The organism is Rhizobium sp. RHZ01, assembly GCF_014851595.1.
Classification (GTDB): Bacteria; Pseudomonadota; Alphaproteobacteria; order Rhizobiales; family Rhizobiaceae; genus Rhizobium; species Rhizobium altiplani.
Genome location: NZ_JACUZZ010000008.1, coordinates 130,897 through 151,592 on the forward strand (window position 1 = coordinate 130,897; position 20,696 = coordinate 151,592).

The window sequence follows — 20,696 nt, forward strand, 5'->3', positions numbered from 1 at the left end:
TAGAGCGAGCGCCGCTTCAGTGGCGCTCGATCATCAAGTGGCGTCGCGTCGACGCCGTAACTTGAGCTGAGACCCGGCACAGCGTCGCAAAGTACGTCGTTGGAATGGCTGTGCGATAGAGAAGCGCGAGGTTTTGTTATGACGCGGGTTCCAAAGGCTAACTGGGCGGGAAGCTTTCACTATGGCTTTCGAGACTGCCTCTATCCGTCTTCGGTGGAAGCGGTCCGCGAAGTCGTGATGCGAGCGCCAAAGATAAAGACGGTGGGGTCAAGCCACTCATTCAATGCGATTGCCGATGGCGAAGTTGCCCTGGCGCTTGCCGATGTGCCAATCGACCCCGTCATCGAAGGCGATGGGAGACAGGTTTCCGTTGGCGGTCATTGCACCTATGGCGAGCTTGCGCTTTTCCTCCATGGCCATGGTCTTGCCGTACACAATCTAGCCTCCCTACCCCACATCTCCATTGCTGGCGCGATTGCCACGGCAACGCATGGCTCAGGCGACCGGAACGGCAATCTGGCGACAGCGGTCTCGGGATTGGAAATCGTCTCAGGCGACGGCCGCCTCGTGAAGGTGACCCGCGGCGATGCCGATTTCGCGGGCATGGTGGTGCATTTGGGCGCGCTTGGCGTCGTAACGCGCGTGACGCTTGACGTTCAGCCGGAGTTTCAGGTCGCACAGTGCGTCTACGAAGGATTGGCCTGGGACAAGCTTTTGGCCAACCTCGATGAGATCATGGCCTTGGGCTACAGCGTCAGCGTGTTCACGCAATGGGGTCAACAAGCAGGATCGATTTGGGTCAAGAGAACTGCGTCCGCCGAGGACTGGCCGGCCGATATCCACGGCGCAACACGCGCGATGGTCAACAGGCACCCCATAAGCGAATTGGACGCGCAAAACTCCACGGATCAGTTGGGGCAATATGGCCGCTGGTCCGACAGGCTCCCGCACTTCAAGATGGGCTTCACGCCCAGCAATGGCGAAGAGATACAGTCCGAGTTCCACCTTCCACGCAAACACGGCGCGGCAGCGATCGAAGCGCTGCTGTCGATCCGCGATAAATTTGCCCACTTGGTGCAAGCGGGCGAACTCCGGACTGTCGCGGCGGACGAGCTATGGCTCAGTCCTCAGTATCACCGCGATACGCTGTCGTTCCACTTTACCTGGGTTCGGGATCAGGAGGCCGTGAATGCGGCCGTGGGGCATATCGAGCAGGCACTCTCGCCCTTCGCAGCCCTGCCGCATTGGGGCAAGGTCTTTACGGAGCGCAACATCGGCGCCAAATATGAAAAGCTTGCCGAGTTTGTCCGTCTTCGCGACAGGATGGATCCGGAACGGAGGTTCTCTAACCCGTGGTTGGAAGACGTTGTCTTCGGCTCGAACTGAGCGGCTGCCGTTGATGGGGGCTTCGCATACCTCGATTGGGTCCAGCTGAAGCCGTCCTCCCCATCCGATCGCTCGCAGCGTAAACCTGGCGTGCCAAGACACGCCAGGTGAAACAGCAATCACGCCAGGCGAAGGGCGTCGATGTCTTTCGCCAGCATCAATGCCAGCGCCTCGACCGCAAGATTGTGGTCGTCTCGCTGCGGCAAGCCGGATACGGTGACCGCGCCAATGCAGCCGGTGCCCTTCACATTGATCGGAAAGCTGCCGCCATGCGGCGCATAGTCGGCATCCGAAAGACCATTGTCGGCAACCGTCTTGCCCTTCTCCTTAAGATCGAGACCGATCGCGTAGCTGCTCTTGAAGTAGCGCAGCACCAGATTACGCTTGCGCCGCACCCACTGGACGTTGTCGGGCGTGACACCGGGCAGTGCCGCATAGAAGACGGGCATCGAATGCAGCGTAATGTCGATCGCGATCCCGTGGCCGCGCTCGGTTCCAAGTTCCTGCAGGAGCCTGCCGAGCTGCCATGCTGTCGTGAGATCGAAGGTGTCGAAACTCAGCACCTTCTCCTGTTCTGCAATCCGCTTAAGGTCGTCGTCCGGCATGGTCACGTGTGCTTCCTCTCCTGCAATGCTTTTGTTTGAACAAATGCAAGCGGAGGTGAAAAGTAAAGCGGAATCGTGGCGCTGCCCGGAAGCTTACAATTGGGGCGTCAGCATTTCGAAACGGTCACGGATCGTCGAACAGGTATCGCCGTCACAGGTCAGCCTGCTGCCCGCATCGGCGCAAAAACACTCATCGCGCCTGTAAAGGGCTTGGCCAGCGGCGACGCGTAGGAGCCGCGCTTGCTGGTCGACAGCCCAAGTGACACCAGCGCTTCCGCCTGCTTCACCGCCGCGGCTACGCCGTCGACAACGGGCACCCCGTAGATATCCTGCAGCTCGCGAGCCAGATCAGTCATCCCGGCGCAACCAAGCACGATCGCTTCGGCGCCATCCTCAGCAAGAGCACGCTCGATCTCGGCCCGGAGCTTGCCGATAGCACCCGAGGCGGGATCTTCGAGCTGAAGAACCGGAATATCGGAGGCGCGCACCTTCGCGCGGCCTCCCATGCCGTAGCGCCGCACGAGGTTGTCGATCAGGACGCGCGAACGCTCCAGCGTCGTCACGACGGTAAATCGCTGCGCCAGGAAGCCTGCGGTGGCGACCGCAGATTCGCAGAGCCCAAGCACCGGCACGTCGGCAAAGCTGCGCGCCGCATCTAGTCCCGTGTCGTCGAAGCAGGCGATGATGGCGGCATCGTATTCGCCAGCCCGCTCCTTGAGTTCGCTGAGAAGTCCCGGGATTGCGAGCGCTCCGTCATAATGTCCTTCGATCGATACCGGCCCCATGCGTGAGGTGGCGGCAATGATGGCGGTGCCGGACGCCGCGACCGCGCGGGCAGCAAAGGCGGCCTTGTCGGTCATGGTTTCAGTCGTATTGGGATTGACCAGAAGAATGCGCATTAGGGGTTAGCTTACCTTTGCCTGGCGCCGACGCAGCATGAGCATGATGCCGAGCGCGACGAGGATGATGGTGAAGGAAAACAACGTCGTGACCGTGCCGAGCGCATAGAGCACCGGCGTGGTGACGTTGGTGGTCATGCCGTAGATTTCGAGCGGCAACGTGTTGTAACTTCCTGACGTCATCAGCGTGCGGGCGAACTCGTCGTAAGAGAGCGTGAACCCGAACAGGCCGACACCGATCAGGCTGGGGGCAATCATCGGCAACACGACATGACGAAAGGTCTGCCACGAATTCGCGCCAAGATCGCGCGCAGCTTCTTCGTAGGCTGGCGAAAACCGGTTGAAGACGGCAAACATGATCAGCACGCCAAAGGGCAGCGTCCATGTCAGGTGCGCGCCGAAGGCGGACGAGTACCAGGCAGGCTTAAGGCCGCCCTGCTGGAAGACCACGCCGATCCCGAGCGAAATGATGATCGACGGAACCACCAGGCTCGCGACCGTTGCGTAGAAAAGCACGGTCGCGCCCCGGAAGCGGCGGCGGAACGCCAGGCCGGCCAACAGCGAGACGACTACGGTGACCACCATCACCATCAGCCCGAGCGTGAACGAGCGGCGGAAGGATGCGCCGAAATCCCCGACTGCCTGCTTCTCGAAGAGATTGTAGAACCAGTGAACGGAAACGCCATTCAGCGGGAATGTTAGGCCCCCGTCGGGCCCCTGGAAGGACAGGATCAGGATCGCCGAGAGTGGTCCGTAGAGGAACAGCACGAAGACAAGGAAGAAGGCAGCGAGCACGTAGAATTCAAAGGTGCGCTTCTCGTGGTTCATCTCAAAGCTCCTTACGAATATCGACGACGCGCAGGATGGCGGCGACCATCATCAGGACAACGATCAGAAGCACGACGGCATTCGCGGCAGCGGCCGGATACTGCAGCAGCGACATCTGGTTCTTCATCATCAGCGCGACCGAAGCGCTCTGGCCACCGGACATGACCTGCACGGTCGAAAAGTCGGCCATGACGAGGGTGACGACGAAGATCGAACCGATCGCGATACCGGGCTTTGCCAGCGGCAACACGACATTCCAGAGGATCTGCCAGCCGGTGGCCCCGGCGTCTCGCGCCGCCTCGAACAGCGACCGGTCGATGCGCATCAGCGTGTTGAAGATCGGCGTCACCATGAAGAGTGTGTAGAGATGCACCATGGCGAGAACCACGGCGAAATCGGAATAGAGCAGCCATTCGATCGGCTGCGGCACGATGCCCATCTGCACCAGCGCGGAGTTGACCAGACCGTTGCGGCCGAGCACCGGGATCCACGAGATCATGCGGATGATGTTGGAGGTCATGAACGGCACTGTGCAGACCAGAAACAGGATCATCTGCGTCGACGTGCGCCGGATATGAAAGGCGAGGAAATAGGCGACCCAGAAGCCGATGAAGAGTGTCAGGCTCCAGACGATCACCGTGAATTTCAAGGTGTTGAGATAGGTCTTCCAGGTGACCCATGAACCGAGCGTGTCGGTGTAGTTCATGGTCAGGAAATCAGGGTAGAGACCGGCGAAGTCGTAGTCCCAGAAACTAACGACGGCGATCATGGCGATCGGCAGGATGAAGAAGAAACCGAGAATGAGGATTAGCGGCGTCGCCTGCAGATAAGAGGCTGCCCATGTCGGCCATCCGATCCGTCGGCGGCTTGTCTGTTCCGATTGGTGCTCGGCCTGCGAAGACGCGATCGTCGCCATGTTTCCGGTCTCTCCGTTATAGACGCCCTCCCCCCCAAAGGAACTGGGGAGAGGGCCTGGCAGAAGCGGTTGCCTTAGGCAGCGATGAACTCGTTCCAGCGGCGAACCATGTAGCGGTCTTCGTCCATGACGGAGTTCCAGCACGCCACATGACCCATGCGCTCTTCGAACGAACCACCGTCGCGAACGGCGCCGGCCTTCTCCATGACCTTGCCCTCAGGCGAGAGGATATCGCCCTGGGCGGCCTTGCCTTCGATCCAGTAGCCCCACTCGTCAGCCGTCATGAAGTTCTTGGCGGTGTCCATGCAGGCCGAGTAGTAGCCCTGGCGGTTGAGGTAGCCGCCGACCCAGCCCGACGTGTACCAGTTGATGTATTCATAGGCCGCGTCGAGCTGCGCGCCCTTGAGGTGCGAGGCAAGGCCGAGACCGCCGCCCCACGAGCGGTAGCCTTCCTTGAGCGGCTGATACTTGCAGGCGATGCCCTTGGAGCGGACGGCCGCGACAGCCGGCGACCACATGGACTGGATGACGACTTCGCCGGAGGCCATCAGGTTGACCGACTCGTCGAAGCTCTTCCAGAAGGCGCGGAACTGGCCGTCCTGCTTGGCCTTGATGAGGAACTCGATCGTCTTGTCGATCTCTTCCTTGGTCATGTTGCCCTTGTCGGCGTATTTGATGTTGCCGAGCGCTTCCATGATCATCGCGGCATCCATGATGCCGATCGACGGAATGTTGAGGATCGAGGTCTTGCCCTTGAACTTCGGGTCCATGATATCGGCCCAAGTGGTGATATCGCGACCGACGAGATCCGGACGAATGCCGAGCGTATCGGCATTGTAGATCGTCGGCATCATGGTGAAGAGCTCGGTTTCGCCCTTGGCGAAGGTCTTGGCGTCCGCGCTCTCGACATAGCCGACCGTGTGCGGCGCCGTGCCCTGCGCGATGACGCTGTCCGGCTTCAGCTTGCCGTTCTTGAACAACGGAACGACCTTGTCGTAGTACTTCAGCTTCTTCACATCCATCGGCTGGATGACGCCGGTCGGGTAAACCTTCTTCAGGATCCAGTATTCGATGTCGGCGATGTCATAGCTGTCAGGCTGCGTCACGGCGCGCTGGGCGGCGGCGTCGGAATCGGTCGCCGTCATCTCCAGCGTGATGCCGAGGTCCTTCTTGCACTGCTCGGCAATGGCGTTGATGTTGGAAACACCCGTGCCGAACTGGCGTAGCGTGATGTTGGACTGCGCCCAGATCGTCGGGAAGCCGGTGATGAGGCCCGAGCCTGCAGCAGCGCCGAGCGCGGCGGCGCCAGTTTTCAGCAGGCTGCGGCGGGAAATCCCGACCTCAGTCTTGGTCGTCTTCTTTTCAGTTGTCATGTCAGTTCCCCTTCTTTTTGCTGGTGAGGTTCATGCACGGCCGAGGAGGACCGCGTCCTCCAGAGCCCATCTCAGAGACACCGCATCGCCGACCGATACGGGTTTGGCGAAATAATCGCCGTCACTCGCGATAACAGTGAAGTCGTCACTGCCCGCGCCGGCCACCGTGAGCTTCACCGAGGCGCCGCGATATTCGATATTGGAGACGACACCGTTGAAGCCGAGCGTCTTGTCGGAAGCCTTTTCGAGGCGCACACGATCCGTGCGGACGCCGATATCGACGCTCTCGCCGGCATGCTTGCCGTTGCCGCGCACCGAGAAGGTCTGCCCTTCCGGAACCTCGAGCGTAGTGACACCGCCATTTGAAGACACAACGCGGCCGGAAAGAACATTGTGATCGCCCATGAAGCGAGCGACGAAGGCGGTGGCCGGCTCCTCGAAGACCTTGCGCGGCGTTGCCGCCTGCTCGATCTTGCCGTCGTTCATGATGACGATGATATCGGCGAGCGCCATCGCCTCTTCCTGGCTGTGCGTCACGTGCACAAAGGTGATGCCGAGACTCTTCTGCAGCTTCTTCAGCTCCGCACGCATGCGGATCTTCAGGAAGGGATCGAGGGCTGAGAGCGGTTCATCGAGCAGCAGCGCTTCGGGATCTGTGATCAGCGCGCGCGCCAGCGCCACGCGCTGTTGCTGGCCGCCAGAGAGCTGTGCCGGTCGCCTCGTCGCATAGGCGTCCATCTGCATCAGCTTCAACATGTCAAGCGCCTTGGCGCGCCGGTCCTCCTTCTCGACGCCCTTCATTTTCAGGCTGAAGGCGACGTTGTCGATGAGATCAAGATGCGGGAAGAGCGCATAGGACTGGAACATCATCGCGGTACCGCGCTTGGCCGGCGGAAAATCGGTGACGACGGTATTCCCGAGCCTGATATCGCCTGAGGAAATGCTTTCGTGCCCGGCGATCATGCGCAGCGTCGAGGTCTTGCCGCAGCCGGAAGGCCCGAGAAAGCAGCAGTAGGAGCCGGCCGGAATCTTCAGGCTGATGGAATGGACCGCCGTCGTGGCGCCATACACCTTGGAAACGGATATGATATCGATCTCTGCAGCTTTCGACATTGGTCTTCCCCTGTTTGAGAAAGACAATGCATCTGCCGTGCCAGTTTCTTTTGCGGCGCACAAAACGTCGGGAAATCAAAGACTTCCGATCGATGCAACGTCATATATCAAAATTCAGGCAGCGGCGTCACATGCACACAAAATAGGCCATCGTCTGCAATTCGTGCAAAATATCGTATACAATTTAGCCTTCACTTTGCGCGCAAATTCCGTTTAACTTTTACGGGAAACGCAGATATCATTTCCCGGTCAAAAGGTATTTGTGTTCATGAAGCCCACCGCAACGGCCCTGCAGACTGCAGAGGATCCAGCCGATACAGGCACACAACAAATCCGCGACGCGATCCGCGATGCGATCGTCGAGCGGCGTCTGTCACCGGGAACGAAGCTGTCTGAAAGCGATGTCGGCAACTTGTTCAATGTCAGTCGCACGCTTGCGCGCGCCGCCTTGCAGGCTCTTTCCTATGAAGGTCTGGTCAGCGTCGAAAAGAATCGTGGCGCCTTCGTCGCCTACCCCTCGCCCGATGAGGCGCGCCAGATCTTTGCCGCCCGCCGTCTCGTGGAGCCCGGGATCTTGCGGGAGGCCGCGGCCAGAGTCACGCCTTCGCAAATCCAGCATCTGAAGCAATTGCTGCTCGAGGAAGGCCGCCTGATGGGCGAGCGCGGCCAGACGGCCCGGCGTGCCGAGATCAAGGCATCAGGCGACTTCCATCTGACGCTTGCTGCCATATCCGGCAACGCCATCATGCAGCGTTTCATGGATGAGCTTGTTGCCCGCTCATCGCTAGTGATCGCCCTCTACGGCCAATCGACCATATCGAGTTGCGGCCATTCCGAGCACGGCGACATCCTCGTCGCGATCGAGCGGAGCGATCTCGACGAGGCATGCAGGCTGATGCTGCACCACATTGCGCATATCGAGGCCGATCTCGACCTGCGCGAACGCAAGAGCGTCGGCCTCAAGGAAGCCTTCGAACCATAGCAAGTTTTATACGGGAAGCGGGATTGCGGCCCTACGACCGCAATCCAACCGTTCAGTTGCCGGAGCGGCGCTCGGCTGGCTGTTCTGCAACGGCGACAATGTCAGCCGTGCCATTGGCAAGCAGACGCTTGCGGACGAGGACGCCCATGACGCGGGCAGCCGTCGAAAAACTCATCTGGTCGAGCGGTCCTTCGCCCTCCCAGGGTTTGGTAAGCCGTTCTGTGACGGCTCCGACGATGTTCATCGGAACGATGTCGTCGCAGTGGCGCATCGCCTCGAAGACCTGGCTGATGGGAACAACACGTCCCTCGAAAGTGACAATCGGCTCGGTGAGCTCCGTATCCCACTCTTCGAAGGCGTAGAGTGCTTCGCGGAAGAGTTCCTGAAGGGTGAACGGGGCATGTCCATCGTGAAGCGGCGGCAAGGCATTCGTCATGTCTGTCTCCTCTTTGGGGGCTAGTGCCATTCCTCCTCTTCGGCCGGCAGAGCTCGGGAAACAGAACTCAAGATTCCCCTGCGAGGCCGAAAACACGATCGATGTTATAGTGTAATATACGCGTGATAAAGCCCTTTATCGGCGCATCGGCTCCACCGCGCCCGACAAGAAACAAACAGGCCATTGATATTGCAGAGAATATCAATGGCCACCCGGCGTCAAAATTAGAGATTTCTGAACTGTTGGAGGATCACTGCGTGATCGAGAACGTCATGTTGACGGTGATGTTGTAGCTGGTTTCACCGCCCTGGACCGGGACGGCTGAGTCTGCCGCGGCCTTCATCATGGCGGCCCGAGCGACCGGCACCGGCTGTGGACGCGGCGACGTCTCGCTGATCTCGATCACGCGCCCGAGCTTCACGTCAGCTGCCCCGGCCAGCGTCTTCGCCTTCTCGATGGCATTGGCGACGGCATTCTTGCGAGCCTCCTCCATCACCTTTTCCGGCTTGTCGTTGGTGAATTGAATGTCGCCACCCTGATTGACACCGAGCGTGACGGCTTCGTCGAGGATGGCGCCCAGCTTGGACAGGTCGCGGACGCGCACGCTCAGGGAGTTGGAGACCTGGTAAGCGACCAACTGCGGCTGCTGTGGCTGACCATCGTTGGATTGCGGGTAGGTGAATTGCGGCTGCACTGAAAAGCCCGACGTCTGGAGATCGCGCTCGGCGATGCCTGCCTTTTTCAGCGCCGCCAGGACATCAGTCATCGACTTGTTGTTTTCGTCGAGCGCTTCGCGTGCGGTCTTTGCCTGCTTCACGACGGAAAGGTTGAGCACCGCCATGTCGGGCGCGACGCTCGCCTGTCCCTCGCCACTGACGGAGATCACGGCCTCGCGCGGCTGCGAATCAGCAGCCAGTGTCGGCAACGCCATGGTGGCGATCGGAAGGCCAAGCAAAAGGCTGAAGGCAATGGTTCTGGTGTTCGGCAGCACGGTGTTTAACTCCCTGATTGTGAAGTCTCGATTGCCGTCTTGCCGATTGATTGTGAAGCTATTGCGGCAGTCCCTTGTGAGCGCTCAAGAATTGCGTTAGAGCGAAACCCGTTCCGGGGAACCATTGCGCCGGACACGGCAGCCATGCTGTCGCCGGGCCTGTAGCTCAATGGTTAGAGCCGGCGGCTCATAACCGCTTGGTTGGGGGTTCGAGTCCCTCCGGGCCCACCAGTTCTTTCTTGTCCAGCCCGGAGACATAGGTAACAAAACGTACCTACCACATGGGTGACAACCTCGTGCCGAACGGGTTGCCGATGGTTTGCAAGGTCCTCTGCTCGAGGTCGATATATCCGAGATCATAGTGCATGAAGCTGACGAGCCAAATGCCGTCGTCGACCTCCTTGATTCCCAGTTTCTGTCCGGCCAGCACGGTCGAGATGTTGATCGTCTTGCGGTAGATGCAGATGCGGCCGCAATGGGTCACCAGCGCGTCACGGTCGTGGAACGGATAATTGATCTCCGGCAGCCCGTTATATCGGCGCGCCGATGGCGTGTAGAGATCGAGCGGCACCTTCATCGCCAGGGCTTCATGCGGCCGCTCGGTATTGAATTCGCTGACGAACGCATCGAAGCGGGCCTGTTGCTGCAGGATATTTCTGCCAGGTGGCCTGGTCGCCTCTTTCTTCAGCGTCAGGTGCATGCGCTCATGCCGGCCATTCTCTTGCGGATGGCCCGGCCTGATGCGCTCGAGCGCGATGCCGAGCCGCAGCCACCAGACTGACAGCTTCGACAGATTGTAGAGGCCGTTGGGGTTGGCGAACGGCAGGCCGTTGTCACTGCGGATCGCGCTTGGCAGGCCATGTTCGGCAAACAATCGGCGGAACGCCTCGAACACCCCCACCTCCTTTGTCGATTCGAAGGCTTCACCGGCAAGCAGGTAGCGTGGCGTCTGGTCGGTGACCGTCAGCGGGTAACAGTAGCGGCCATCGCCGAGTTTGAACTCGCCCTTGAAGTCGGCGCACCACAGGTCGTTCGGCGAAAGGGCCTGTGATAAGGCCGTTCCTTCTGCCCGATAACGGTGCCGCTGGCGGGCATGAGCGACCAGCCCGTGCCGGTCAAGCACCGCTCTTCGACGGCACGCGCACATCGTCGGCCAGACGCTTCACCAGCAGTTCTCTGCTCTTCCTGGCACCCCGATGCGGCTTCTCCTTCTTGAGCCGCACGATCATTGCCTCGACCGGCTCGGGCAACTGGTTGGCGTAACGCACCGGCCGTCGAGACCGATCCGTCAGCGCCTCCAGGCCGTCGTCCTCGTAGCGATTGAAGATTTTGTAGCCGGTCTTGCGCGAGATGCCGAACTCCCGGCACACATCGCTCATGCCTTCGCCCTCCAGCAGGCGGGCGACAAATCGTAGACGTTCCTCCATCACCGAAGTCTCTCTCCACGGCATCAACACCTCCCGCCAAAAGCGAAAAGTGTTACCCATGTCTCCGGTACAAAACGTCGCCTATCTCTCAGGTCGGGCATCTTCCGATCCCATCCGCCGACATATCTCCCTTCCACAATCGCACACCGTTGGCTTCGATTTCAACGACGTTTCCGAGCCTCGGAGAGCCGAAATTTGATCCTTTTCGGCGCTAGTCCGACGCACCGACTATTGCCATTTTGCAACGCAGCGGCGTTTAGGAGCGCAATATGAGTGGATTCTTATATTAGAGAGGTTGCCACGCCGATGCAGCTGCACATAGGCTCCAGTCTCGAAGGGAGACGGGCCGATGCAATGGATTTCGTGGCACCGACCGATGCTGACATCGAAAATTACCGACCTGATCGATCGCATCCTGGAGTGCTGGTGCGACGAACATGGACATCACACCGGAAGTGTTGAAGCACGCCGAAAGGCAAACAGCCTGCTCCAATGGATCGAACTCGGCGTCACGGATGAACGGGAACTTTCGGACCTGATCCGCGACGACATCGTGATCGGCGCGCAGTAGACTGAACGGCTACCGCAAGGCCAGCATCCGTCGTGCACCAGACCGATGTCTCGTTCTTGCGCGGCTTGGCTATGCACTACCCTACCTATCTCTGTGATGATATGCACAATCGCCGCGCGGCTCACTTCATGGACGCGGCCCTTATGCCCAGCTTTGTGACGTCAAACGGACGATGAGATGAGCAAGCTTCTTTTGGCCCTTGCGCCTACTTTGTTGTTGGCGCTGTCAGTTTCTCCTACTGCTCTCGCTGAGACACGCCCGCTCTCAGAGATAACCAAGAAAACCGAAGCCCGAATTCTACGCGACAATCTGAAACCCAATGTCGCGTGCTACAAGGAAATCTTGGAGGACTTTCAAGAGCGGAAGATCAAGAAGGCGGACATATACGTCACCTTCGACGATCCCCAGGTTGAGGGCATTGGGATCGGGATAGCGGAGACTGACGAAAACTACTCTTGCGAAGGTGGCGAGATGAGAGCTTGGGAAGCCGGGAAGTACGAGGTCGTAAAGAAATTCCGTTAGGCACGTTGTCGGCCGGTCTATCGCCGATACGCTAGCTCCCTTGTTTGTCGGGCTCTTAATCGGGTTGGGCTACAAGCAAACCAGCCAAAACCCTTTAGCTGACGCAATAAATGGCGAGCGCCAAGGTTGGCACGTTAGTTAAGTTCATGAGGGTTTTGATGCTCGACCCGCCGTGTTCTTGGCTTCGGCTAAAGAAGGGCGCGCAAGAGTCATCGCGGTTTTCCGCTCACCGTCTGGTGTCTGGGTTTACCGTTGGGCGGCCTTCTTCGAAGCTTGTCAGTATCAACTGGGGAAGACAATGCCGTCAAAAAGCTTCCTTGACGTCCTGATCGTCCCTGCGCCCTTCACTCTGCCGTCTGGGCCTAGATCGAGGAACACCTCCATGTCGCCGGTTGGGTGCTCAATCACGTAGCGGCCGTCGCTGGGCGCTTCGACAAGGCCGTGTGCGGGAGAACCGACGAGGCGAGTGGGTACCTAAGCACAATCTCGTGCTGCGTGGCGTCATCGGGGTCTTCCCTCCTGCCCACCAGTCTCAAATGCCATCAGGCCGGGTCAAGCAGGAAGCTCTTGCCTCACACGGGAGAGCCGAGAGGTCAGCCTACCCGTTGGTGATCCTCTCGAGCCCTCGGGGAGCCCGAAGGCGCCCTTGCGTGTCCTTTTTGGCGGAAGGACGAGAACAACTTAGACAGAGCATGCCCGCTTGGAAAGTTGGACCAAGGTCCGATCGGAAGGAGGGAGGCTGCAGGAGGGTTGGTCCGCGACATCCTAAAGCCTCCCTCATCCTTCGGGGCAGAAGGACAAGGGTCAGTTAGCGCTGGCCCAATGCTTGGGTAGTTGGACTTAGGTCTGACGAATTCGCCGCCATCTTGCGAATCGAATCGGCAGTGCCGCGCGTCGGTCACACCCGGCGCACCGAAGCCCTTGAAAGTAGAGGGAGATTATAGCCAGATACCAAGTCCTATTGGTAATCCGGGCCAAGCGCGCCACCTTCACTCAATGCCGCGTTCGCCGCCGTTCCGCCGTCTTACCTAGCCGGCAGCGGAACCTAGCGACGACAACGGCGTTTCGTGCTCACTGTGGATCAGAGAACGACTCATAAATCGCAACCCCGCAACGAACCGGCGACGTCGCAACTTAATGGGGCGTCGACTGCCGACGGCTTGGTTTTCACAGCGAGCCTGGAGACCGGCATCAGCAGGCAGGCGGGCAAAAAGGGATTTGTCTATTACGACGCCGGTGGCATCCGTATCACGGAGCCATCGGAGCTCGATCGCATCTCCGCGCTTGCCATTCCCCCGGCCTATACCGAGGTCCTGATTTCTGCCGACCCCCATTCCCACCTGCAGGCCACTGGCCGCGACGCTCGCGGCCGCAAGCAATACCGCTACCATCCCAAATGGACTGCCGAGCGGGAAAAGAGCAAATTCGAGCGGCTTGCCGACTTCGGCTCGGCGCTTCCCGCGATCCGGAAGAAGGTGGATTCAGACCTCCGACGCCGGGCACCCAACATCGACAAGGCGCTCGCAACAATCGTCTGGCTGCTCGACAATCTCTTCATCCGCGTCGGCAATGCGAGCTACGCCGCGGAGAACGCTTCCTATGGCCTGACGACGCTGCGCAACAAGCATGTGAAAATATCAGGGTCGAGCATTCACTTCCGCTTCAAGGGCAAGTCAGGAAAGGAATGGCGCCTCAGTCATAGCGACCGTCGCATCACGCGCGCCGTGCAGATGCTCCAGGAGCTGCCCGGGCAACAGCTTTTCCAGTACATCGATGACGATGGTGTCTGCCACCCCATCCAATCACAGGACGTCAACAGCTACATACGGCAAGCATCCGGAGCCGATTTCACGTCCCGCCAATTCCGCACTTGGGGAGCAACGCAAATGGCTGCGACCGGGCTGGCTTCGCTTGAACCACACGAAAGCCAGCGAGGGCGCGCCCGGCAGGTGAATGAAGTCATCGACGCAATTGCCGCGCGCCTGGTCAACACGCGCGCAGTATGCCGGTCGTCCTATATCCATCCAAAGATATTCGAAAGCTTTGAGACCGGCGACCTTGCCAGTCTCGCCAACACCCGACCGAGCCGAAGCGTGCGACTGCTGCGCTGGATGAATCAGGAGGAGATCGCCGTGCTCCGCTGGCTCAAGGCGCTCAATGGGCACTGACTCTATCTGTCCGCGCGCAATGGAACCAAACGGCTGCTCACACCGTTATGGAGGATTGCCGCGAATGCGGCCACGGGAGATGGCGCCGGGGCGCCAGGGCGCGAATGGCACGTCAGACGTATTGGAAGGGTTATCTCAAACTGTCACTCGTCACGGCCGCAGTGTCCCTGACACCGGCGACGACGGATAGCAACCAGCTTCGATTTCACGTCCTGAACCGAAAGACGAAGAACCGCGTCGAAAGCCGCTACGTCGACAGCGTCACCCGCAAGCCGATCGCCGACAAGGATCAGGCCCGAGGTTATCCGCGTGGCGAGGACGACTATGTGATTCTCGAGGACAAGGAACTCGATGAAGTCGGGCTCGAAAGCACGAAGACGATCGACATCGACACTTTTGTGCCGCGCGGCTCGATCGATTGGATCTGGTACGACAAACCACATTTTCTGACGCCGGAGGACAAGGTCGGCACCGAAGCCTTCTGCGTGATCCGCGAATCGATGAAGGCAAACGATGTCGTCGGCGTTGCGCGACTTGTTCTCTACCGACGTGAGCGCGCCGTCCTCCTGGAGCCGCAGGGCAAGGGCATCATCCTCTGGACACTGCATTTCGGCGACGAAGTTCGCCCGCCGGCCGCGACACTTGATAGCCACGGCAAAGTGGATGACACGGTGCTCTCCATGATGAAGAAGCTGGTCAAGGATCGAACGGAGGATTGGCAGCCCGCCATGGTGCAGGATCCGATCCAGAAGCGCTTGCGAGCCATGATCCGTGCGAAGCAGAAGAGCCTTGTCAAAGCCACACCGCCTTCATCCAAGCGGCCGGCATCCAAGCCGACGGGCAATGTCGTCAACATCATGGACGCCCTGAAAAAGAGCCTCGCCAAGGAAACGGGACGCCCGAAATCTCATTGAGAGACCGCAGCCGCCTCCGCTACTTTCGCTTCTCAAGGGGAACGGCGGCGGCAAAGAAATCCGCCCATGGATCGCTGCGCAAGGCATCGAGACGTGCCGGAGCGTTGTCGACCGTGAAATAGGCCGGACCGATTTCATCGGTCAGTTCGTTCCACTCAAGCGGCATCGAAACAGCAGCGCCGGGCCGCGCACGCGTCGAATAGGCGGCGACGGCCGTGTTGCCGCGACCGTTGCGCAGATAATCGATGAAGATCTTGCCGTTCCGCTTCGCCTTCGTGGCGGTCGCGAGATACTTGTCGGGGTGATCCCTGGACATGCCGTCGGCCAGCGCCTTGGCGAAAGCCTTGACCGGCGCCCAGCCGGCCTTCGGTTTGAGCGGGCTTACGACGTGCAGCCCCTTGCCGCCGGAGGTTTTGACAAAGGCCGCCAGGCCCGCGGCTTCCAAATGCTCCTTCAATTCGTAGGCAGCGGCGATCACCTCGGCCCAACTAACGTCTTCGGCCGGGTCAAGGTCCATCGTGATCATGTCCGGTCGCTCCCAACTCGCCGTCGTCGCCCCCCAGGGATGGATCTCCAGCACGGCCGATTGGACGAGCGCGACCATCCCGTCGAAGTCGGTGATGCGCAGCAACTTCTCGCCGCCCCTGTCCTTCGGATCGGTGATCTGCTCGATATTGGCGTTCATGCCTTTCCAGGCATGCTTCTGGAAAAACCGCTGATGGCCGGCAATGCCGTCGGGGCAACGCAATAATGCCAATGGCCGCTTGGTCACATAGGGCTCGATGAAGCGCCATACCCGTGCGTAATAGCTGACCAGTCCCTGTTTGGTGATCCCCTCCTCCGGCCAATAGATCCGATCGGGATGGGTGAGCGTGACGCTGGATTGAGGCAGTTCCTGCGCAGTCGTCGTTGTTGCTTCGGGCATAACTTCTTCTGGCGCCTTGTCTTCTCTCAACCCGCGAAACGCGGCGTGCCGCAAATTGTTGTCCGCCGACCATGCCTGAAACTCAACCTCGGCAACAAGCTTCGGTTTCACATAGACCAGCCCGCGACGCTCCTCGGGGGTGAGCTCGTCGTCGAAAGAACTCTCCGTCTGCTCCATCGCCGACAGCGTGTCATAGAGTTCGTGCGCGACATTGACGCTGAAGCCCGTTCCGACCCGGCCAACATGCTCCAGCTTTCCCTTGCGGTAAACGCCCATTGCCAGCGAGCCAATCGCGTTGTTCATCGCACTCGAAGGCACATAGCCGCCGATCACCAGCTCCTGCCGTTGCAGGCATTTCGATTTGACCCAGTCGCTGGTACGTCCCGACACGTACTCGCTGTCAGCCAGTTTCGAGATAATGCCTTCGAGCCCGAGCTGGCGCGCGTGTTCCAGCACAACGGCACCCTTCTCGGTAAAATGCTCGCTATAGCGAAGTCGCGCGTCGACGTCGGCGAGCAGGTCCGCGAGCAAGGCCTTGCGATTGGTCAGTGACACTTGCTGCAGGTCGTATCCATCGAGGTAAAGCAGATCGAAGGCATAGAACACGAACCGATCGTGCCGGGCTTTGCTAAGGTCATTCTGCAAGGCCGAAAAGTCCGAGGCGCCGGTTTCACGCTCGACGACGATTTCACCGTCGAGGATCGCCGCCTTCGCCGGCAGTGCCGTGAAGGCCGCGACGATTTCCGGGCCAAATTTGTCGGTCCAGTCGAGCCCGCTGCGGGTCAGCAGAGTGGCTTTGCCCTTCTCAAGCCGAACCTGCAACCGGTACCCATCGAACTTGATCTCGTGAATCCACCCTTCTCCCGACGGAGGCTTGGCCTTGAGCTTGGCAAGTTCAGGCTCGATGAAGGCAGGCAACGCCGCCTTCTCGGCCCCCTTCGGCCACACCTGACGTTTCGGTCTTGCTTGATTCGCTGCGGGCTTTGAAGAGGCGGACTTTAACGCTCCCTTGGGATGGGAGTTCCAGGTGGCGTCAGGGTGCTTCGCCACCTCCTCGATCTTGCGGCCCGTTTTCACCGATTCAGGTCGCTGCTTGAGAATGTCGCCCTTGTGGCTGGCCTCGGCATCCTCAGCCTTGATCAGCAACCAGTTTTCCTGGCGTTCACCCGGCTTGCCATGCATGCGGACCAGATGCCAGCGGCCGCTCAGTTTCTCGCCGTCAAGGTCGAATTCGAGATGGCCCTTCTTATAGCCCCTGTGCGGATCGCCATTTGGCGTCCATGTGCCGCGATCCCAAACCAGCACCGTGCCGCCTCCGTACTGGCCTTTCGGGATGATGCCTTCGAAGTCGCCATAATCAAGCGGGTGGTCCTCGACATGGACGGCAAGGCGCTTTTCATCGGGGTTGAGGCTTGGACCGCGCGTAACGGCCCAGCTTTTCAGCACGCCGTCGAGCTCGAGCCGGAAGTCATAGTGGAGCCTCGACGCGTCGTGCTTCTGAATGACAAAACGGAGCGCGGCCTGCGCTGGAGGCTTGCCGACACGCCTGCTCCCGCGCGGCTCCGGTGTTACCTTGAAATTGCGTTTGGCTTGATAGGCCTGCAGAGCCATCGTCAGCTCGCCTTCGTCTGTCCGCTATCTGCCCGCGCTGCCTTTCGGGCTCGCGGCTTGGCGCTCAGCTTGGCGCTCTGGCGCAGAGCGTCCATGAGATCGATGACCTTGCCCTGCGGCTTCGGCTTGGCCTTCGGTAGCTCCCTGCCCTCGATCTTCGCCTTGACCAGCTCCGAGAGCGCCATCTCGTATCGATCCTCGTATTCCTGTGGAACGAAGGTGCCTTTCTTTGTGCCGATGATGTGCCCGGCCAGTTCGAGCATTTCCTTGTCGAATTTCATCTCCGGAATGTCCTTGAAGACCGTCTCCGGCTTGCGCACCTCGTAATCGAAGCTCAGCGTCGTTGCGATGATATAGTCGTCCTGCGGCCGGATCAGGACGGTACGGTTGCGGCGGAAGAGCACTGCTTCCGCGATCGCGGCGACCTTCTGATCGCGCATGGCGCGGGCGATCAGACCGAGCGCCTCCTCATCATCCTCGCTGACGGGCGCCAGGTAGTAGGGCTTGTCGAAATAGAGCTTGTTGATCTCGCTGTAGGGTACGAAATTCTGGACGTTGAGGACCTTGTCGCTTTCCGGCATGACGCCAGCCATCTCCTCGCCCTCGATGACGATGTATTCGCCATTGTCCAGCTGGTATCCCTTGACCTGGTCATCCCGCTCAACCGCCTTGCCCGTCTCGCTATCGACGAACTGCCGTTCCACCCGATGGCCGGTCTTCCGGTTGATGATATTGAACGAGATGCGGTCCGAGGTCGAAACCGCCGTATATAATCCTACGCTGCAGACAAGGTCTCCGACCTTGAGATGGCCTTTCCAGCTTGCCCGCGCTGCCATGACATTCCCCCTCAGTTGTCGTTTTGCAGTTTGCGTTTGCGTCGCTGGTCAATGGCTATGATCTTCTCGACGGAGGCGATGTCGTCGCTGGTGACGACTGGAACCGGATCGGACGCGATCGCCTCCAGGACTTCGTCCGAGAGTCCCCCATTCCGAATAACCCATTCCAGCGTCTCGCGAGTCTGACGCTCGGCCTTGAGCTGAGCATAAAGCGCGATGATCAGCCTATCCCGGGCATCCACCTGCTTGCTCTTGCGATCAATTTTCCGGATCTGAGGCACCTGATCACCCGCCTGCTTCGGCAACGAAGGGATTCAATGGATTGGAAGCGAAAAAGTTCCGGCGCACCGCCGCGAGCGCCAGATTTTTTCCTCGTTTGCAACCTGATCGGGCCAAAGCGGAACCGCCGACGCCCTTCAGGCGCTGTCCTCAGTGTTTTGCCGATCTGGTCGGAATGCTGGAACCAGTTGCCGAGACTGGGTCGCTGGCTGGAAATGTGCCTTCCAATCCCTCGTCCAGCTGTTCTTCCATTGCGGTCTGATCGCCGGCGGCACGAGCGCTCGGCCGTGCCTTCAATCGGCCGACGCTGGCCTCTTCCGTGTCGGCCGTAGCCATCTCCGCCATGACAGCCTGGGCTCGTTCAACCGCGTTCCTTGAGTTGAGGGTTTGCTTCTCGTCATTGCGCAATTGGACGGAAACGATCTCCCCTCCATCGCCCACGAATTCAATTGTGAAACCGAGTTTGCCACCCTTCTCGGGAATGACCTGCGTGCCGACGACCTGCATGACGCTCTCCTTCAACTCTTCTTCCGGAGGAAACGAGCGGCCGCAACCGAATGTTCCGAGGCACGTCGACGGCGCGATAGGCAAAAAAAAGCCACCGCTATTCACGGTGGCTGGGAGTTCGAAGGTCAAAACCTCCAGAGGGAACAGTTGCCCATCGACCGGGAGGATGGTCGACATGCGTGAGCAACTGCCGTCAATATGCGATTTTGGCGCCGTCCGCTCAATCAACTAGGCACCGAAATTCCGCTGAGGCGGAAATCATCTTTCCATCGTTTTGGAAAAACGCGCGATATTCTACCAGCAACCGTCCCGGGGGAAGCGGCATCCGTAGTTATGACGTCAGGACGTAGACTGCCTGGCCGGCCCCGTCGACTCGCGCAGGATCAGTTCGACGGGCCACAATTCGTGGATCTCCAGCGGAGACCGTCCTGACAGCAATTGCAGGACAAGATCGGCGCATCGCGTTCCTGCCGCGCGCATCGAAGACCGCGTTGCCGAAAGCGACGGCACCATGTTGTCCGCCGTCAGATACGGAAAGACGTCGTCGTGAGCGATGACCGAAACGTCCCGGCCGATCTGCAGCCCGAGCGAGCGGGCCGCCCGATAGACGCCGAGCGCCGTCATCATGGATCCGGCGACGAAGGCAGTTGGCGGGTTGGGTTGTTCGAGGAAAGATCGAGCGAAGCGGAAGCCAAGCTCGTCGGTGAAATTCCCGCTCGCCATCAGCTGCGGATCGGGCTCGATGCCATGGCTTTGAAGAGCCTTGCGGAAGCCGCTGTCCCGGTGAAGGGCATAGGTCGCGCCCGGCCGACCGTTTATCATCGCAATTCGCCGATGGCCGAGATCGATCAGGTGCGAGGTCGCGCGCATGATCGCAGCTTCGTTATCGATATCAAGCCAGGCGTGCGGCACGTCAATGGCCGACCGGCCATGCACGAGGAAGGGCATGCCGAGCTCGTGGAGCAGCGCGATGCGCTCGTCATTCGGTTTCGGCGAATGCACGATGATCGCGTCGACGCGCCGGCTCTCCACAAGTCGGCGGTAAAGCTGCATCTCGTCTTCCTGGTTCGGATCCGCCATCGGGATGACGAGAATGTCGGTTTCTTCCGCCACCAGCCGCTCCGCCATGCCGGCCATGAATTCGGCGAAGTGGAACTCGCCGGCACGCCCCATCACTACGCCGATCGCGCCCGCCCGACCCGTCTTCAGCCGCACCGCGTTGACGTTCGGGCTGTAGCCCAGTCTGACGGCGGCTTCCGCAACGCGTGCACGCGTGGTCTCGCTCACCTCAGGATAACCACTCAGCGCACGACTGACTGTCGTTGGAGACAATCCGACCTGTTTCGCGAACTCTTTAAGCTTCATTCAACATTGCGTCTTTCGTGCTGGTCCATCTGGCTGATCGCC

19 protein-coding genes, 1 tRNA gene and 2 pseudogenes are annotated in these 20,696 nt (G+C 59.8%); 7 read left to right on the forward strand and 15 right to left on the reverse strand.

Annotated features, from left to right (window positions below; translation table 11 throughout):
- Positions 1-138 precede the first annotated feature (138 nt).
- On the forward strand, positions 139-1,386 hold the full coding sequence (locus tag IB248_RS11205; RefSeq protein ID WP_113471566.1) for a D-arabinono-1,4-lactone oxidase: 1,248 nt from the start codon (positions 139-141) through the stop codon (positions 1,384-1,386).
- A 119-nt stretch (positions 1,387-1,505) separates the two neighbouring features.
- On the opposite strand, the gene IB248_RS11210 is transcribed toward IB248_RS11205, so the two are convergent.
- The 7 genes and pseudogenes from IB248_RS11210 to IB248_RS11235 form a co-directional block, all read right to left on the reverse strand.
- Positions 1,506-1,997 (reverse strand): heme-degrading domain-containing protein, encoded by a 492-nt coding sequence (locus IB248_RS11210; protein WP_026371782.1) that lies wholly within the window; start codon positions 1,995-1,997, stop codon positions 1,506-1,508.
- Between the two features lie 87 nt (positions 1,998-2,084).
- A pseudogene (locus tag IB248_RS31680) lies at positions 2,085-2,168 on the reverse strand (flavin reductase family protein); the annotation flags it as partial.
- Positions 2,150-2,890, reverse strand: a complete 741-nt coding sequence (locus IB248_RS11215; protein ID WP_113471565.1) for an aspartate/glutamate racemase family protein — start codon at positions 2,888-2,890, stop codon at positions 2,150-2,152. The pseudogene IB248_RS31680 and the gene IB248_RS11215, both read right to left, overlap by 19 nt.
- 6 nt (positions 2,891-2,896) lie before the next feature.
- On the reverse strand, positions 2,897-3,718 hold the full coding sequence (locus tag IB248_RS11220; protein ID WP_169681489.1) for an ABC transporter permease: 822 nt from the start codon (positions 3,716-3,718) through the stop codon (positions 2,897-2,899).
- A 1-nt stretch (position 3,719) separates the two neighbouring features.
- Positions 3,720-4,634, reverse strand: coding sequence for an ABC transporter permease (locus tag IB248_RS11225; RefSeq protein ID WP_018116581.1), 915 nt, complete (start codon positions 4,632-4,634; stop codon positions 3,720-3,722).
- 74 nt (positions 4,635-4,708) lie between these two features.
- A complete protein-coding gene (locus tag IB248_RS11230; RefSeq protein WP_018116582.1) occupies positions 4,709-6,007 on the reverse strand; it encodes a PotD/PotF family extracellular solute-binding protein in 1,299 nt (432 codons plus the stop codon).
- Between the two features lie 30 nt (positions 6,008-6,037).
- Positions 6,038-7,120, reverse strand: a complete 1,083-nt coding sequence (locus IB248_RS11235; protein ID WP_169681491.1) for an ABC transporter ATP-binding protein — start codon at positions 7,118-7,120, stop codon at positions 6,038-6,040.
- Positions 7,121-7,388: 268 nt separating this feature from the next.
- Between IB248_RS11235 and IB248_RS11240 the strand changes: the two genes are divergently transcribed.
- Positions 7,389-8,102, forward strand: coding sequence for a GntR family transcriptional regulator (locus IB248_RS11240; RefSeq protein WP_041912273.1), 714 nt, complete (start codon positions 7,389-7,391; stop codon positions 8,100-8,102).
- Between the two features lie 52 nt (positions 8,103-8,154).
- Here IB248_RS11240 and IB248_RS11245 read toward each other — a convergent pair whose 3' ends face one another.
- Complete coding sequence (locus IB248_RS11245) at positions 8,155-8,538, reverse strand: hypothetical protein (protein WP_018116585.1); 384 nt, start codon at positions 8,536-8,538, stop codon at positions 8,155-8,157.
- 250 nt (positions 8,539-8,788) lie between these two features.
- Positions 8,789-9,469, reverse strand: a complete 681-nt coding sequence (locus tag IB248_RS11250) for an SIMPL domain-containing protein (protein WP_246733641.1) — start codon at positions 9,467-9,469, stop codon at positions 8,789-8,791.
- Between the two features lie 215 nt (positions 9,470-9,684).
- Here IB248_RS11250 and IB248_RS11255 point away from each other — a divergent pair.
- Positions 9,685-9,760: transfer RNA gene (locus IB248_RS11255), tRNA-Ile, on the forward strand.
- Positions 9,761-9,803: 43 nt separating this feature from the next.
- Here the strand turns inward: IB248_RS11255 and IB248_RS11260 are convergent.
- Positions 9,804-10,980 (reverse strand): annotated as a pseudogene (locus IB248_RS11260) (integrase core domain-containing protein).
- Positions 10,981-11,305: 325 nt separating this feature from the next.
- Here IB248_RS11260 and IB248_RS11265 point away from each other — a divergent pair.
- From IB248_RS11265 to IB248_RS11280, 4 genes are all read left to right on the forward strand, one after another.
- Positions 11,306-11,527 (forward strand): hypothetical protein, encoded by a 222-nt coding sequence (locus IB248_RS11265; protein ID WP_018116593.1) that lies wholly within the window; start codon positions 11,306-11,308, stop codon positions 11,525-11,527.
- A 177-nt stretch (positions 11,528-11,704) separates the two neighbouring features.
- Positions 11,705-12,049, forward strand: coding sequence for a hypothetical protein (locus IB248_RS11270; RefSeq protein ID WP_018857139.1), 345 nt, complete (start codon positions 11,705-11,707; stop codon positions 12,047-12,049).
- Positions 12,050-13,209: 1,160 nt separating this feature from the next.
- Complete coding sequence (locus IB248_RS11275; protein WP_169681495.1) at positions 13,210-14,217, forward strand: DNA topoisomerase IB; 1,008 nt, start codon at positions 13,210-13,212, stop codon at positions 14,215-14,217.
- A 104-nt stretch (positions 14,218-14,321) separates the two neighbouring features.
- Positions 14,322-15,131: a Ku protein gene (locus tag IB248_RS11280; RefSeq protein WP_018857141.1), complete on the forward strand. Its 810-nt coding sequence runs from the start codon at positions 14,322-14,324 to the stop codon at positions 15,129-15,131.
- A gap of 19 nt (positions 15,132-15,150) precedes the next feature.
- On the opposite strand, the gene ligD is transcribed toward IB248_RS11280, so the two are convergent.
- The 5 genes from ligD to IB248_RS11305 form a co-directional block, all read right to left on the reverse strand.
- A complete protein-coding gene (gene ligD, locus IB248_RS11285; protein ID WP_169681497.1) occupies positions 15,151-17,667 on the reverse strand; it encodes a DNA ligase D in 2,517 nt (838 codons plus the stop codon).
- 2 nt (positions 17,668-17,669) lie between these two features.
- Positions 17,670-18,503, reverse strand: coding sequence for a Ku protein (locus IB248_RS11290; RefSeq protein ID WP_169681499.1), 834 nt, complete (start codon positions 18,501-18,503; stop codon positions 17,670-17,672).
- An 11-nt stretch (positions 18,504-18,514) separates the two neighbouring features.
- Entirely contained in the window at positions 18,515-18,784 is a 270-nt protein-coding gene (locus IB248_RS11295; protein WP_026371785.1) for a hypothetical protein, read from the reverse strand.
- 148 nt (positions 18,785-18,932) lie between these two features.
- A complete protein-coding gene (locus IB248_RS11300; protein WP_026371786.1) occupies positions 18,933-19,289 on the reverse strand; it encodes a hypothetical protein in 357 nt (118 codons plus the stop codon).
- A 339-nt stretch (positions 19,290-19,628) separates the two neighbouring features.
- Entirely contained in the window at positions 19,629-20,654 is a 1,026-nt protein-coding gene (locus IB248_RS11305) for a substrate-binding domain-containing protein (protein WP_018857145.1), read from the reverse strand.
- Positions 20,655-20,696: the final 42 nt, after the last annotated feature.

Bases quoted from the DNA above. Each gene is read 5' to 3' on its own strand.
- IB248_RS11205 (WP_113471566.1), top strand. From the start codon at position 139: ATGACGCGGGTTCCAAAGGCTAACTGGGCGGGAAGCTTTCACTATGGC.
- IB248_RS11215 (WP_113471565.1), bottom strand. From the start codon at position 2,890: ATGCGCATTCTTCTGGTCAATCCCAATACGACTGAAACCATGACCGAC.
- IB248_RS11220 (WP_169681489.1), bottom strand. From the start codon at position 3,718: ATGAACCACGAGAAGCGCACCTTTGAATTCTACGTGCTCGCTGCCTTC.
- IB248_RS11225 (WP_018116581.1), bottom strand. From the start codon at position 4,634: ATGGCGACGATCGCGTCTTCGCAGGCCGAGCACCAATCGGAACAGACA.
- IB248_RS11230 (WP_018116582.1), bottom strand. From the start codon at position 6,007: ATGACAACTGAAAAGAAGACGACCAAGACTGAGGTCGGGATTTCCCGC.
- IB248_RS11235 (WP_169681491.1), bottom strand. From the start codon at position 7,120: ATGTCGAAAGCTGCAGAGATCGATATCATATCCGTTTCCAAGGTGTAT.
- IB248_RS11240 (WP_041912273.1), top strand. From the start codon at position 7,389: ATGAAGCCCACCGCAACGGCCCTGCAGACTGCAGAGGATCCAGCCGAT.
- IB248_RS11245 (WP_018116585.1), bottom strand. From the start codon at position 8,538: ATGACGAATGCCTTGCCGCCGCTTCACGATGGACATGCCCCGTTCACC.
- IB248_RS11250 (WP_246733641.1), bottom strand. From the start codon at position 9,469: ATGGCGTTGCCGACACTGGCTGCTGATTCGCAGCCGCGCGAGGCCGTG.
- IB248_RS11265 (WP_018116593.1), top strand. From the start codon at position 11,306: ATGCAATGGATTTCGTGGCACCGACCGATGCTGACATCGAAAATTACC.
- IB248_RS11270 (WP_018857139.1), top strand. From the start codon at position 11,705: ATGAGCAAGCTTCTTTTGGCCCTTGCGCCTACTTTGTTGTTGGCGCTG.
- IB248_RS11280 (WP_018857141.1), top strand. From the start codon at position 14,322: ATGGCACGTCAGACGTATTGGAAGGGTTATCTCAAACTGTCACTCGTC.
- ligD (WP_169681497.1), bottom strand. From the start codon at position 17,667: ATGGCTCTGCAGGCCTATCAAGCCAAACGCAATTTCAAGGTAACACCG.
- IB248_RS11290 (WP_169681499.1), bottom strand. From the start codon at position 18,503: ATGGCAGCGCGGGCAAGCTGGAAAGGCCATCTCAAGGTCGGAGACCTT.
- IB248_RS11300 (WP_026371786.1), bottom strand. From the start codon at position 19,289: ATGCAGGTCGTCGGCACGCAGGTCATTCCCGAGAAGGGTGGCAAACTC.
- IB248_RS11305 (WP_018857145.1), bottom strand. From the start codon at position 20,654: ATGAAGCTTAAAGAGTTCGCGAAACAGGTCGGATTGTCTCCAACGACA.